The sequence below is a fragment of the Planotetraspora kaengkrachanensis genome (genome assembly GCF_016862895.1).
GTDB lineage: Bacteria > Actinomycetota > Actinomycetes > Streptosporangiales > Streptosporangiaceae > Planotetraspora > Planotetraspora kaengkrachanensis.
Genome location: NZ_BONV01000006.1, coordinates 99,865 through 113,499, shown reverse-complemented (window position 1 = coordinate 113,499; position 13,635 = coordinate 99,865). Strand labels below are relative to the sequence as shown.

The window sequence follows — 13,635 nt, the reverse complement described above, 5'->3', positions numbered from 1 at the left end:
CGCGCTATCCGGCGGCGCGGAACTCGGCCCGCCAGCGCCGCTTCGGAGGATCCTCGTCGTCGTCGAAGTCGACGATCTCGGCGGGCTCGAGGCCGTGGCCGGTGAACGACTCGATGTCGTCCCGGGTCAGCGGCCACGGCATCTCCCCCGCGGGCTCGTCGTCGAGTCTGGCCCTGGCGATCACCAGGAGCGTGCCGTCCGGCGCCACGAGCGAGGAGACCCGGGCGATGGCGTTCTCGCGGGACCGCCCCGTCAGCACCTGCAGGGTGTAGATCTCGACGACGAGGTCGAACCCGGCCCGCCACTCTTCCGGCGTCGCCAGCAGGTCGGCCGCGACGTAGCGGACCGGAGAGCCGGGGAAGCGGCGGCGCGCCCCCTCGATCGCGCTCGGCGCCACGTCGAACGCCGTCACCGCGAAGCCCAGCCCGGCGAGGTACTCGGCGTCGTCGCCGAGGCCGCATCCGACGACCAGGGCCGTACGGCCGGCTCCGGACAGGCCACGCGACCCGGCCCAGGTGACGAGGTGCGGGTTGGGCTCGCGGTCCGCCCACGGCACCACGGTCTCCCCGCGGTCGGCCGCGGCGTACAGCGGCTCGAACCAGCCCGTCGGGTCGCCCTGCTCGACGTACTGCGCGGCCAGTCGCCGGGCGTACGCGCGGGTGTCGTTCATGGGAGAGGTCATCTCGATCGTCGCCTTCCATGTCCACAACGCACGGCGATCATCTCATATGTCCATATATCAAGAGGCTTCGTATCAAAATCCGGACATGTGGTGATCGTTAACGTGGGAGGGCGCCGCCTGGCGGCGACGGCGCGTCCGGGTGCGGCAGGACGGAGACGGCGCCCTTGGCCTCGAAGATCGCCAGGTGGACACCCGAAGGACCGGCGTGCCCGTGCTGACGCAGGACGGCGTCGAGGTCGGCCTCGGTGAGCCCGCACCGGCGCAGGTTGCGCCTGTTCACCTGACCGTCGTGGATGAGGACGCGCAACGGCGGGTCGACCAGGCGGCTGATCACCGGCAGGAGGCGCAGCCTGGTGACGGCCGCGTGGACCGCGAGCAGGGCCACCAGCGCGGCGGCGCCGGTCAGCCACGCGGCGTCGGTCGCGGTGGCGGTCCGCCCCACCAGGGCGCCGACCGCGACGGCCGCGACCCAGTCGAACGGGGCGAACTCCGCCATGGTCCTGCGTTCAGTGAGCCGGAACGCCACGGCCGCGGTGACGAACAAGGCGACCGCCTTCACGGCGGCGTAGACGGCGCGATGCCAGTCGCCGATGAGGGCGTCGCCGAAGCTGTCCAAGCCTGCTCCCCTCGGCCGGCGTGGCGATCGCGCGGCGAGCCGGAAGCGCCGCCGCGTACAGGACCGGGGCGGCGAGCACGTCGGACGCCCCTCCGGACGATACGCCCCCGCAGGCTCGACCCGGCCGTCCGACATGAACCCGTCCTCCGGAACCGTCCGGTCAGGCGACCACGACGACCATCTTGCCTACGGCCTCGCCGGCCTCCATCACCCGATGCGCCTCGCGTATCTCCTCGAAGCCGAACACGCGCGACGGCCCGGCCTTCAGCCGGCCCGCCGCCACCTGCTCCGCGATCGCCTGCAGCGGCACGTCGGACAGCGGGAAGCCCGGCGTCCCGAACACGAAACTGGCGAAGAAGGTCAGATGGACCCCGCTCGCCATCTGCGACAGCGGGTCGAAGCCGGCGATCGGATCGAGGCCTCCCAGCCAGCCGGCCAGGCAGGCGCGTCCACCCCGGCGCAACATCGCCAGGGAGTCGAGGATCGTGCTGTTGCCCACGAGGTCGAGCACCGCGTCGATCCTCTTGGCCTCGTCGATGCGCTGGGAGAGCCCCGGGCCTTCGATCTCGGCGCGGTCCGCGCCGAGCCCCTCCAGCAGGGCGAAGCGCCCCCGGTCGCGCGTGGTGGCGACGACCCGCGCTCCGGCGTCCACCGCGAGGTTGAGCGCGGCCTGGCCGAAGGCGGAGGTCGCGCCCCGGACGACCAGCGTCTGCCCTCGCGTGATCTCCAGATTACGGAACAGGCAGGTCCACGCCGTGGCGTAGGTCTCCGGTACTGCGGCGAGCTCGGCCCAGGGCAGCTCCGACTCGATGAGCGCCACGTTCGACGCGGGCGCCCTGGTGTATTCCGCGTAGCTGCCGTCGATGGTCCGCCCGAGGCCCCCCATCAGCGCCGCGACCTTGGCGCCGACGGGGAACTCCCCGCCGGGACAGGCCTTCACCAGCCCGACGCACTCGATGCCGCTGACCCTCGCGGCCTCCGCCCACTCCCCTCTGCGCATGTGCATCTCGGCATGGTTGAGGCCGAACGCCTTGACCTCGATGACGACATGACCGGCCAGGGGCTCGGGCTCAGGCAGTTCCGTGTAGACGAGGCAGTCCGGCCCGCCGAACCTCTCGATGACGATGGCGCGCATCACGACTCCTCTCGATGGTCGACGGTCGAGGGCGTGATCGGAAACCGGCCGGGAGTTCCGGCTCAGCCGTCCTGCGCCTGGCGTGCCCGCTGGTAGTGCCGCCTGGCCTTCATCCTGTTCCCGCACACGGCCATCGAGCACCAGCGGGCCTGGTTGGTCTTGCTGCGGTCGAGCAGGAACAGGTGACACTCGTCGTTCGCGCACGGCCTGAGCCGTCCCGGCTTCGCCCTTTCCAGAGCGCTCCAGGACAGCACGGCTCTGACCGCCGACGCACGCTCCACCGGCGCGTCGAGACGCCACTCCACCCCGTGTTCCGACACGATCGGACGGTAGGCGACCCCCTCGAGGAACGGCGTCAGCACGGTCGCCAGCCGCTCACCGCGTACGACCGCCTGAATCGCGTCACGCGCCTGCCGCGCGGCGTCCCAGTCGGCCGGCGACCCGCTCCCGCCTCGTTCCCGGAGCCACGCGCGGGCCTCCGCGACGTCGCCCAGGCGGTCCCGGACGACGCCGTCGATGAGCGGCGTGGTGTTGAGCAGGTCCACGAGCGCGTCTTCGTCCGCCCGCGTCGTCGACACGAACATGTCTAACCTCTCTTCCTTATTTGACAGGTTACACCTTCACTTGGTTTGCTCTAACCGTACAAACCGCTCAAGGGGGTTAGCTATGAACGTTCATCATCGTTACGCCGTCGTCGAGGGGCACCGGCTCTTCTACCGCGAGGCCGGACCGGCGGACGCGCCGGTGCTCGTGCTGCTCCACGGCTTCCCGACCAGTTCGTTCATGTTCCGGGACCTCATCCCGGCCCTGGCGGACCGCTACCACGTCATCGCCCCCGACTACCTGGGCTTCGGGCTGTCCGACGCGCCGTCCGCCGACGAGTTCGACTACACCTTCGACGCGCTCGCCGGGCTTACCGAGGGACTGCTGAGCCAGTTGGGGGTCACCCGCTACGCCGTCTACGTACAGGACTACGGCGCACCCGTCGGATGGCGGCTCGCCCTGAACCGGCCGGACGCGATCACGGCGATCATCACCCAGAACGGCAACGGCTACGAGGCGGGCTTCGTCCCGAGCTTCTGGGAGACCGTCTGGGCCTACCACCGGGAGCAGACCCAGGAAACCGAGACGGCCATCCGGCAGGCCCTCACCCTCGACGCGATCAAGTGGCAGTACCTCACCGGCGTGCCGGACGAGACCGTGGTCAGCCCGGACACCTGGCATCACGACTTCGCCCTGGTCTCACGTCCCGGCAACGACCGCGTCCAGCTGGCCCTTTTCCTCGACTACGCGACCAACCCCCCGCTCTACCCGCGCCTGCACGAATACCTCCGCGCGCGGCAGACGCCCCTGCTCGCCGTATGGGGGAAGGGAGATGAGATCTTCGGCCCCGCGGGAGCCCGGGCCTTCGCCGACGATCTGCCCGATGCCCGGATCCACCTGCTCGAGGGCGGTCACTTCCTCCTCGAAAGCGCCCTTGATGAGGTCACCGCGCTGATCAGAACCTTCCTAGCCGACGCCCCCGCCCCCGCCCCCCAAGCGTGATCACACGCCCCTGCGCGTGATCACACACAACGCGGGCCCATGAGCGTGATCATGCACCCCTGCGCGTGATCATGCACAGCCTCGTGAATCGCGCCCCTGACCAGCACGGCCCCAGGGCGTGATCATGCACAACGTCGCGAAAGGCGCACGCGACCAGCGCGGCCCCATCCCGTGATCATGCACAACCTCGCGATCCGCGCACGTGACCAGCGCGGATTCGCTTCGTGATCATGCACACGTTCGGATGAACACCCCCGACCTGCGCCGACGGCATACGTGATCATGCAGGCGTGTACGCACGGTCGGGAGCCGACGAGAGCACATGGCGACAGCAGGTGCCAGCCGTGCATGATCACGAGTGAGGTTTCCCCTGATCGCCGCAGCCCTGCACGAACTTGTGCATGATCACGACTGGAGTTCGAGCTGGTCAAGGGCGCTGATCACGAATCCGTGCATGATCACGCTCATGGTCGTAGCAGGTCGGGCCGCGCATCCGCGAACTGGTGCATGATCACGCTGAAGGGTGGGGCAGGTCGGGACGCCTTTCTCCGAACCTGTGCATGATCACGCGCAGGGGTGGGTGGTCACATGGAGGTGGCGGATTCGCCGGTGGGGGTGAGGCCTTCGTTCGCCAGCAGCCTGGTCACGGCCTGCTGGGCGGTCACGATGTCCTCCAACGCTCCCGGCACTCCGGTGAGAGGCGGCACCCCTGCGGTCACCATCTCGTGGAAGGCCACCAGTTCGCGTTCGAAGGACGGGGTGACGTCGCCGAACTCCAACTGCCCGTCGGCGCTCACGTCGGTGAGCCGGGTCGCCGCACCCAGCAGGTACGGCGTGGGGAAGACCACCTCGAACGAGCCGGTGGCGTGGTGCAGGGCCACGGTCTCCCGGTAGGCGGGGTAGTCCCCGAGATAGTGCCAGTGGACGGCGTAACGCCCGCCGGCACGCAGTTCCCCCGACATCTCGACCGAACGCCCGCCTGCTCCCGGCCAGGTCGCGACGTGGTCGACTCCCGCCGGCCCGCCCGCGAGCAGACGCAGCAGCGACAGGTCGTGGCAGATGCTGTTGAGGATGGTCATGTAGAGCCCGCGCGCCTCGGGCGTGGCCTCGCCGATGGCGGCGCGGACCAGTTCGTCGTCCTGCGCGCGCAGCCGGTCGATCACCTCGGCCGGCACGTCGCCGGGCGGCTCGGGGAGCCGGGCGAACGCGAGCTGCGCCTGGTCGCTCGGGTGCAGGACGGTCACCTGGACGGCGCGCAGGTCGACCTGCCGTCCGGCCACCCGCTGGACGGCGGGGTCGTACTGCTTCATGTATCCGACCATCAGCCGGGGCCGATCGGGATCCTCGATCGCCGCGATCTCGGCCGCCTCGGCGCGGGTGTAGGCGAGAGGCTTCTCGCACAGTACGGCGTAGCCCCTGCGGAGCGCGTCGACGACGACCCGTCCGTGCGAGCCCGACGTCAGCACCAGCACGGCGTCGAATCCGCCCGCGTCGAGCATCTCCGTCACGTCGGTGTAGCGCCTTGCCGCGCCGTACCGGTCGGCCAGGCGTGCGGTCAGCGAGGCCGACAGGTCGCACAGGGCGACCACCTCGAACAGGTCGCCGCGCCGCTCCAGCAGGGGCAGGTGCACCGTCTGCGCGATGACGCCGAGCCCGGCCACCGCAACCTTGAGCCTCACAGGCCCACGCTCCTCAAGAACTCCCGGTTGGCCCGCTGGTCGGCGAGGATCGCGCCGAGATCCTGGCCGGTCGCGGGCGCGTCCTGCTCGATCACGATCCAGCCCTGGTAGCCGACCTCGCGGAGCACGTCGGCGAAACCCGCGATGTCCACCTCGCCCTGTCCCAGCGCGGGGAAGCAGCCGTTCGCCACCGCCGTGGTCAGGTCGCCGCCCCGAGCCAGGACCGCGCGGTCGGCGTCCTTCACGTGGACCTGCGTGACCCGCCCCGACCAGGCCCTGAGCGCGGCGACGGGGTCGCCGCCCGCGAGCCAGAGGTGGCCGGTGTCGAGGCAGATCCCGACGTCGGTGAGCTCGAGGAGCCTTTCGACGTCCTCCGGAGTCTCCACGTCGGTGCCGAGGTGGTAGTGGAAGGTCGGCTCGAGCCCGGCCTCGCGGCACACGTCGGCCGCGGCCTGCACGCGGGCGGCGAAGCCCGGCCAGGCCTCGTCGGGGATCCCGGGGGCCCCGCCGCCGGGCCGCGCGAACCTCTCCACGTTGCTCGGGCAGGCCAGGGTCGGCCGTGGGGCGAACCGGGGGTCGTCCACGGGGACGCTCGTGAAGACGTCGAGCGCCGCGCGCAGGCCGGCGAGGTCGGCGTCGAACCCGGCGGCGTCGCCGTACCTCAGGTCGACCCAGCCGCCCGCCAGCCCGAGCCCCGCCTTCGCGAGGTCGCCCGCCTGCAGGTAACCGATCGGGCCGGAGTCGACCCCGTCGTAGCCTGCCTCGGCCATTCCGGCGAGCAGCTCGCCGGCGCCGATCAGGTCGGTGTCGTGCCGGTAGATCCCGAAGTTCACGGGGGCGCTCGCCACCCGCGTCGTCGTGACTTCCAAGAGACTCCTCCGCATCACGTGAAGGACAGGACCCAGGACCAGGAATGGGTGCCGGGACCGACGAGATAGGGCGCCAGGGCGTCGGGCCCACAGGAGGCCGTACCCAGGCCCCGGTGGGCGGCGTCGATGTGCACGACGCATCCGCTGAGGGGGACGAGTTCGTCATGGTGGAGCGCCGCCGCGAGGTCGCCGTCCCGGTGGCGGGTGACGCTCACCTGGCGCGGCTCGTCGAGACGTACGGCCAGCCGTGCCGTGCCGCCGCTCAACGCGAACCGGCGCACCGCGTGCCTGCCGCCGCTCTCCTGCGGCCGGGCGTACGGCGTGAAGAGCCGGTCCACCCTCGCACGGTACGCGCCGATCGGGCCGCCCGCACACCGGTCGGGATAGGTCTCCCAGGGCCCCTGGCCGAACCACTCGACGTCGTCGAAACCGGCCGCCGTCTCCCACACCGTGCCGACGCGGGCCACGTCGGTCAGCGTGTCGGGCAGCACGGCGGTCTCCTCGATCAGGACTCCGCCGGCCGCCGGCGTGAGGACCTGCTCGTGCGCGATCGACACGCCGCCCGCCGCCGTGTAGCGGGCGCGGACGACGACCCGGCCGCTCTGCCGTACGACCTCGACGAGCTCGCGTTTCAGCTCGTGCAGGCCCTGCTCCTCCCAGCGGGCGGCGAGCCCGCCTATGCGGTCGTTGTCGGTCGGCGCACGCCAGAGGCTGAGCACGGGCGGGCTCGTCAGCAGGGGATGGATGAGCAGTCCCTCCTCGTCGACCTCGATCGGAGCGGAGCCCGCGCCGGTGGCCGGGTCGCCCGCACGGGTGGTCAGGTCGCGGCTCTCGTCGCGCAGCCGTACCTGCGGCAGGCACACCGTGGTTCCCGCGGGCGCCCAGGGCAGGTCGTCCCGGGTGGTCACGCGCAGGGTCAGCCACACCTCTCCGAGCCCGAGCCCCGACATCTCGGCGAGCAGCTCGGACGGCACCTCGACCTCACCGGAACCGCCCGGCGGGACCGGCGGCAACCAGGCCGGTACGGCCCGGGGCCGGTCGGCAGCCCCCGCTGTGCGACCGGCCTCCGTCAGCTCCCATTCGGCGGTCAGCCAGGAGAGGTCGCGGAAGTGCTGGCGGTTGTGCACCAGCACCCGTACCCGGCCTTCCGGGCCTGCGTCCTCCGCGAGTTCGATCCGCACGGGGGCGGCGAGCTCGCGGTGCTCGAACATGACCGGTTTCGGCGTGCGGTCGGGGAAGACCACTCCGTCGAGGCAGAAGTTGCCGTCGTTGGGCTGGTCCCCGAAGTCGCCGCCGTACGCCCAGCGGTAGCCGGGCCCGGTCACCCCGTCCGCGTAGGCGCCGTCGGCCGCGGGACGGCCGTCGGCGACGCGCTGCAGCAGGCCGTGGTCCCAGAACTCCCAGATGAAGCCGCCCTGCAGACCGGGGGTGGACTCGATGGCCGCCCAGTAGTCCGACAGCGAGCCGTTGCTGTTGCCCATGGCGTGCGAGTACTCGCACAGGATGAGCGGCCGGGTCTGCCTGCCCGAGCGGGCGTACCCGACGATGTCGTCGATGGAGGCGTACATCGGGCAGGCGATGTCGCTCGCCGTCTTGCCGTGCTCGTAGTCGTACCTGACGGCGCCCTCGTACTGCAGCGGGCGCGTCGGGTCGTAGCCGCGCAGCCAGCCGGCCGCCGCGTCGTGGTTGACGCCGTAGTCGCTCTCGTTGCCGAGCGACCAGATGATGACGGAGGGGTGGTTCTTGTCCCTGCGCACCATCCGCGACACCCGCTCCAGGAACGCGGGAAGGTAGGACGGGTCGTCGGCGAGTTCGGTGGCGTAGGCGTGGCTCTCGACGTTGGCCTCGTCCACGACGTAGAGGCCCAGCTCGTCGGCGAGGTCGAGCAGGACGGGGTCGTTCGGATAGTGCGCGGTGCGCACGGCGTTGAAGCCGAACCTCTTGATGGTCACGAGGTCGGCGCGCATGTCCTCGGCCGAGACCACCCGGCCGGTCCGCGGGTGGAAGTCGTGCCTGTTGACCCCTCTGATGTAGACGCGGACACCGTTGACCAGCAGGTCCGTGCCCACGATCTCGACCGTCCTGAACCCGACCCGGTGCCGCGACTCGTCGGCGACGGTGCCGTCGGGGCGGAACAGGCGCACGGTGAGGCCGTACAGCTCCGGCGTCTCCGCGCTCCACGCCCGTACGGCGGGCACGGTCGCGCGCAGCCGGATCCGGCCCAGCCAGCGGGAGACCTGCTCCCGCTCGGCGAGCAGCGCCGCGAACTCCTCGTCGACCGGCAGTTCGACCTCGGCCTCGGGGCCGTCCAGCCAGGCGGACACGCGCCAGCCTTCCGGCAGCAGGCCGTCAGCCGATCTGACCCTGACCTCCACCGCCAGGTCGCCGGCCCCTCCGTCGGCGAGGCCCGCCCTGATGTGGACGTCGTCGAGGTGCAGCGGGTCGGTGGCGTAGAGGTGCACGGGGCGGGTCACGCCGCCGTGCCACCACTGGTCCTGGTCCTCGACGAAGGTGGCGTCGGACCACTTGACCACCGTGAGCCCGATGGTGTTGGACTCGCCGGGCCGCACGGCGCCGGTCACGTCGAACTCCCCAGCGAGGTGAGAGTCCTTCCCCATGCCGACGTCGATCCCGTTCACCCTGGCGATCAGGACGCTCTCCGCCGCGCCGACGTGCAGGACGACGCGACGGCCCGCCCATTCCGCGGGCACGTCGACCTCCCGCTCGTAGACGCCCGTCGGGTTGGCCGACGGGGGGCGCGGCGGAAGGTCCGGCCAGGGCATGTCGAAGTTGGTGTACTGCGGCAGGTCTCCCACACCGTGAATGTCGTCGAAGTCCTGCATCGTCCAGCAGCCGGGGACCTCGATCTCCGTCCACCGGGCGGACAGGTCCGCGTCCGGATGCGGCAGGAGCTGGAAGCGCCACCGGCCGTCCAGCGCGATCCCCCGGCGGGGTACGGCGTGCGCGGGCAGGCGGCGCCATCCGCTGATCTCCGGGGAGGACCAGGCGGGTGTGTCAGCCACGCAGCGCCCCCTTCATGGCGTCGGCGACGAAGCTGCGGGCGAACACGGCGAACACCACGACGAGCGGCGCGATGGCGAGGAGCGCACCGGCCATGACCATGCTGAAGTCCGTGTTGTGCGACGTGTTGAGCTGCGACAACGCCACCTGGAGGGTCACGTTGGACGGGTCGGTCAAGACGATCAGCGGCCACGCGTAGTCGTTCCATGCGCCGATGAAGGTGAAGATGCCCAGAAACGCCAGGCCGGGGCGGATCACCGGTAGCGCGACGTTCCAGTACTGCCGGAAGAACCCGGCGCCGTCGAGCCGCGCGGCGGCGATCAGCTCGTCCGGCACAGCGCCCTTGATGTACTGGCGCATCCAGAAGATGCCGAAGGCGTTGGCCGAGGCCGGGATGATGAGCGCCTTGATGGTGCCCACCCAGCCGATGTTCACCATGACGACGAACTGCGGGATGAGCGACAGTTGCGCCGGGAGCATGAACGTGAGCAGCAGGACGCCGAACAGTGCCCGGCTCCCGGGGAACTGGTACTTCGCGAAGGTGAAGGCCGCGAGCGAGTCGAAGAACAGGACCAGCACGGTCGTGCAGCACGCCACGATGACCGTGTTGAGCAGCGAGCCCATGAAGTCGATGTTCTCGAAGACCCGGGCGATGTTGGAGAACAGTTCGGGCCCGAAGACGAGCTTCGGCGGCGTCCGGTACATGTCCCGCGTCGTGTTGGTCGCCATGACGGCGGTCCAGTAGAACGGGAACAGGGAGATGAGGACGCCCACGAGCATCGCCAGGTGCAGGGCGAGCTTCTTCAGCCGTGTCGCGGTCACTACGCCGACCCCTTCTCGCGGCGCTGCACGAGGCGCCAGTTGATGGCCGTGAACAGCAGGATCACCACGAAGACGGCCCAGGCGATGGCGGCGCCGTATCCGTAGTCGTTGTTGCTGAAGGCCTCGCGGTAGAAGTACAGGATCGCGGTGAGGCCCGCCTGGCCCGGCCCGCCCGAGTTGGGGTTGATGGAGGCGTTGCCGCCGAACAGGACCTGCGGCTCGGTGAAGGTCTGCATCCCGTTGATCGTCGAGACGACGACGGTGAACAGGATGATCGGCCGCAGCTGCGGGATCGTGATCCGGAAGAACGTCTGGACCGGCCCCGCTCCGTCGATCTTGGCGGCCTCGTACATCTCCGTCGGGATCGCCTGCAGGCCGGCCAGGTAGAGGATCGCGTTGTAGCCCGTCCACTGCCAGGTGATGAGGGAGGCGATGACGACCTTGATCGTCCACTCGTTGCTCAGCCACGGCACCGCGCCGATGTGCAGCCAGCCCAGGATCGCGTTGATCAGGCCCTGGTTGGTGCTGAAGACCGCGCCGAAGACGATGGCGATGGCCACGAGCGAGGTGACGTTCGGGATGAAGTACGCGATCCGATAGAACGAGGTGAAGCGGACGCTGGAGTTGAGCAGGACCGCGACCACCAGTGCCAGGAACAACATCGGGACCGTGGACATGATCCAGATCACGAAGGTGTTGTAGAGCGACAGCCAGAACGTGGAGTCCTTCATGAGGAACTGGAAGTTGCGCAGTCCCACGAACTGCATGTCGCCGATGCCGTCCCAGTGCTGGAACGCGAGGTACAGCGAGAAGAGCACCGGCACCAGGCCGAACACAAGGAACAGCAGGTAGAACGGCGAGATGGCCAGGTAGTGCGGCCAGTAGGTCCTCAGCGCCCCCCGCCGGCGCCCCGCCGCGGGGCGCGGCCCGGGGGGAGCCTCGCGGGGAGGCGTCGTGCGGGTGTCCGTCACGTCAGTTCACACCCTGACGCTCGGCGATCTCCTTGGCCTTGCTCACCGCGTCGGCCCAGGCGGTGTCGGGGTTCTTGCCCTTGGCCCAGACGCTGAGCACCTCGTCGAAGTACGGCGCGGACACCGCGGCGTCGGCCGGCGCCTCGTAGCTGACCGGAATCTTCTGCGCGGCCTCTCCGAAGACCTCGACGGTCTTCTGCCCGCCGAAGTACGGGTCGGGAGCGGTCAGCGCGGGCAGCGTGTAGGCGGCCGGGCTGGAGGGGAAGAGCGCCGCGTCGGTGAAGCCGCGGGCCTGGTTCTCCGGGCTGAGGAGCCACGTGACGATCTGGAAGGCCAGCTGGGGGTTGCGGCACTCCTTGGGCAGGGCCAGGAACGAACCGCCGTAGTTGGAGGGGCCGCCGGGCATGGCCGCCACCCGCCAGTTGCCCGTGTCGTCGGGGAGGGCGTTCTTGAGGTCCTGCCCGCGCCACGCGGCACCGAACAGGGACGGCGACTTGCCCCTGCTGGCTGCCGTGAACTGGTCGGACTCGCCGGCCTGCGGGGCGGCGATGCCGAGCTGGATGGGCTTGATCGCCACGTCCCAGGCGTTGCGGACGTGATCCTGGTCGCCGATGAACTTGCCGTTCTCGTCGATGAAGCGCTTGGTCCCCTGGCCGATGACCATCTGGAAGATCGTGGGGATGTCCATGACCATGCTGGCGCCGGTGTTCGCCTGCTTCATCGTCACGCCGGCCGCGTAGTAGTCGTCCCAGGTGGACATGGCCGCGGCCACGTCCTCGGGCTTCGAGGGCAGGCCCGCCTTCTCGAAGTCGGCCGGGCGGTAGTACATCGCGGTGGGGCCGATGTCGATCGGGAAGCCGATGAGCTTGCCGTCCTTGGTCGAGCCCTGCTTCCACTTCCAGTCGACGAACTGGGACGCGAGCTTGTCCGCGCCCAGCGTGTTGAGGTCGATGAACCGGTCGGCCTGGACCAGCAGGGACGCGATGTCCTCGCCCTTGACGCCGGTGATGTCCGGCACGAACCGGCGGCCGGTCAGCGTGGTCACCAGCTTCTGCTTGAAGTCGCCGCCGATGACCGAGGGCTTCAACGTCGTCTGCGTGAAGTGCTTCACCGCGTCCGCGACGACCTTGTCGCTGAGACCGCCGCCCCAGTACCAGAGCGTCAATTCCTTGGCGTCCGACCCCGAACCGGAGCCGGAACCGCACGCGGCCAGCGCGGCCGAACCGGCGGAAAGAAGCGCGACCTGAAGAAGCCTTCTCCGGGAGAGTTCCATATCAGGGCCTTTCATCAGGGATGACATCGGAAAGAAATGTGTACGCACGACGCAGCTCCGGATCGGTGACGTCGTGCCACCAGCGAGCGATTCCGGACCAGCCGGGAGCCGCCAGCGATCCGCCGATGCCCTGCACGGACAGCGCGGCGGACAGGTTGGCGAACCGCAGGCGGTCGGCGAGCGGCCAGCCGGCGAGCGTCGCGGCGACGAGGCTCGCACCGAACACGTCGCCGGCGCCGGTCGGATCGATCGCGGCCACGGTGAGGCCCGGGACCCGGGCGGACTCCCCTGTGGTGGCGTCGACGGCCATCACGCCGTCGACTCCGCAGGTGACGACCGCCAGCGGAACCAGGTCGGCCAGCTTCGCCAGCGCGGCCTCGGGCGTGTCGGTCCGGGTGTAGCTCATCGCCTCGTACGCGTTGGGCATGAAGGCGTGGCATCCGGCGAGCTGATCCAGCATCTCCGGCGACCACTCCTGCGAGGGGTCCCAGCCCAGGTCGGCGAAGATCAGGCCGCTTCCGCGGGCGGGTCCCGTGCCGAGATGGACGATCGACGCGCGTGCCGCGGGCGGCTCGCCCAACTGCCCGTCGGGGCCTGCCGGAGGTTCCGCGCCATGGGTGACCAGCGCCCGGTCCCCCTCGTAGGCCAGCGAGACGGTCACCGGTGTGCTCCAGCCGGTCAGGCGGCGCGACGGCGACAGGTCGACGCCCTCGGACTCGAGGGTGTCCCAGCAGTAGCGGCCGTAGGAGTCGTCTCCGAACGCGGCCGCCAGGGACGTGCGCAACCCGAGCCGTCCGAGCGTGACGGCGAAGTTGGCGATGCCGCCGGGCCCCGACGCCATGCCCGTGGTCCACGTCTCGGTGCCCAGCTTGGGCGCACCTTCAAGACCGGTGAACACCAGGTCGTAGAAGAGCAGCCCAGACAGGAACACGTCCACGTCTGCGGTCATGCGGCATTACCCACCTTGTGAGAATAATGAACTGATTTGGGCTGGATCGAGCCAACCGAGTACGCAGGATCGT

The 13,635-nt window shown here is 70.1% G+C and carries 12 protein-coding genes; 1 reads left to right on the top strand and 11 read right to left on the bottom strand.

Going from position 1 to position 13,635, the window contains the following annotated elements; all coding sequences use genetic code 11:
• Positions 1-4 precede the first annotated feature (4 nt).
• The 4 genes from Pka01_RS10330 to Pka01_RS10315 all read right to left on the bottom strand — a co-directional run bounded on the left by Pka01_RS10330 (position 5) and on the right by Pka01_RS10315 (position 3,017).
• The gene (locus Pka01_RS10330; protein WP_203882438.1) at positions 5-682 is read right to left on the bottom strand and encodes a class I SAM-dependent methyltransferase; all 678 of its coding nucleotides are present in this window, start codon (positions 680-682) and stop codon (positions 5-7) included.
• A 97-nt stretch (positions 683-779) separates the two neighbouring features.
• Positions 780-1,298 carry a YetF domain-containing protein gene (locus Pka01_RS10325; RefSeq protein ID WP_203882437.1) on the bottom strand — a complete coding sequence of 173 codons (519 nt, stop codon included), beginning with the start codon at positions 1,296-1,298 and terminating at the stop codon, positions 780-782.
• Positions 1,299-1,458: 160 nt separating this feature from the next.
• Positions 1,459-2,433 (bottom strand): zinc-binding alcohol dehydrogenase family protein, encoded by a 975-nt coding sequence (locus tag Pka01_RS10320; protein ID WP_203882436.1) that lies wholly within the window; start codon positions 2,431-2,433, stop codon positions 1,459-1,461.
• A gap of 62 nt (positions 2,434-2,495) precedes the next feature.
• Positions 2,496-3,017 (bottom strand): CGNR zinc finger domain-containing protein, encoded by a 522-nt coding sequence (locus Pka01_RS10315; protein ID WP_203882435.1) that lies wholly within the window; start codon positions 3,015-3,017, stop codon positions 2,496-2,498.
• Positions 3,018-3,099: 82 nt separating this feature from the next.
• Between Pka01_RS10315 and Pka01_RS10310 the strand changes: the two genes are divergently transcribed.
• A complete protein-coding gene (locus tag Pka01_RS10310; RefSeq protein WP_203882434.1) occupies positions 3,100-3,978 on the top strand; it encodes an alpha/beta fold hydrolase in 879 nt (292 codons plus the stop codon).
• A 584-nt stretch (positions 3,979-4,562) separates the two neighbouring features.
• Here the strand turns inward: Pka01_RS10310 and Pka01_RS10305 are convergent.
• The 7 genes from Pka01_RS10305 to Pka01_RS10275 are packed head-to-tail and all read right to left on the bottom strand — an operon-like array spanning position 4,563 to position 13,562.
• Positions 4,563-5,657 (bottom strand): Gfo/Idh/MocA family protein, encoded by a 1,095-nt coding sequence (locus tag Pka01_RS10305; RefSeq protein ID WP_203882433.1) that lies wholly within the window; start codon positions 5,655-5,657, stop codon positions 4,563-4,565.
• A complete protein-coding gene (locus Pka01_RS10300; RefSeq protein ID WP_239114873.1) occupies positions 5,654-6,526 on the bottom strand; it encodes a sugar phosphate isomerase/epimerase family protein in 873 nt (290 codons plus the stop codon). The genes Pka01_RS10305 and Pka01_RS10300 overlap by 4 nt, the downstream gene beginning before the upstream one ends.
• Positions 6,527-6,540: 14 nt before the next feature.
• On the bottom strand, positions 6,541-9,549 hold the full coding sequence (locus Pka01_RS10295) for a glycoside hydrolase family 2 TIM barrel-domain containing protein (protein WP_203882431.1): 3,009 nt from the start codon (positions 9,547-9,549) through the stop codon (positions 6,541-6,543).
• Positions 9,542-10,369 carry a carbohydrate ABC transporter permease gene (locus tag Pka01_RS10290; protein ID WP_203882430.1) on the bottom strand — a complete coding sequence of 276 codons (828 nt, stop codon included), beginning with the start codon at positions 10,367-10,369 and terminating at the stop codon, positions 9,542-9,544. Before Pka01_RS10290 ends, Pka01_RS10295 begins: the two co-directional genes overlap by 8 nt.
• A complete protein-coding gene (locus Pka01_RS10285) occupies positions 10,369-11,340 on the bottom strand; it encodes a carbohydrate ABC transporter permease (protein ID WP_203882429.1) in 972 nt (323 codons plus the stop codon). The genes Pka01_RS10290 and Pka01_RS10285 overlap by 1 nt, the downstream gene beginning before the upstream one ends.
• A gap of 1 nt (position 11,341) precedes the next feature.
• Positions 11,342-12,613, bottom strand: coding sequence for an ABC transporter substrate-binding protein (locus Pka01_RS10280; RefSeq protein WP_203882428.1), 1,272 nt, complete (start codon positions 12,611-12,613; stop codon positions 11,342-11,344).
• 1 nt (position 12,614) lies between these two features.
• On the bottom strand, positions 12,615-13,562 hold the full coding sequence (locus Pka01_RS10275; RefSeq protein ID WP_203882427.1) for a carbohydrate kinase family protein: 948 nt from the start codon (positions 13,560-13,562) through the stop codon (positions 12,615-12,617).
• Between the last annotated feature and the right edge of the window lie 73 nt (positions 13,563-13,635).

Excerpts from the sequence above, each read along its gene's own strand:
- Pka01_RS10330 (WP_203882438.1), bottom strand. The coding sequence starts at position 682 with ATGACCTCTCCCATGAACGACACCCGCGCGTACGCCCGGCGACTGGCC.
- Pka01_RS10320 (WP_203882436.1), bottom strand. The coding sequence starts at position 2,433 with ATGCGCGCCATCGTCATCGAGAGGTTCGGCGGGCCGGACTGCCTCGTC.
- Pka01_RS10315 (WP_203882435.1), bottom strand. The coding sequence starts at position 3,017 with ATGTTCGTGTCGACGACGCGGGCGGACGAAGACGCGCTCGTGGACCTG.
- Pka01_RS10310 (WP_203882434.1), top strand. The coding sequence starts at position 3,100 with ATGAACGTTCATCATCGTTACGCCGTCGTCGAGGGGCACCGGCTCTTC.
- Pka01_RS10280 (WP_203882428.1), bottom strand. The coding sequence starts at position 12,613 with ATGGAACTCTCCCGGAGAAGGCTTCTTCAGGTCGCGCTTCTTTCCGCC.
- Pka01_RS10275 (WP_203882427.1), bottom strand. The coding sequence starts at position 13,562 with ATGACCGCAGACGTGGACGTGTTCCTGTCTGGGCTGCTCTTCTACGAC.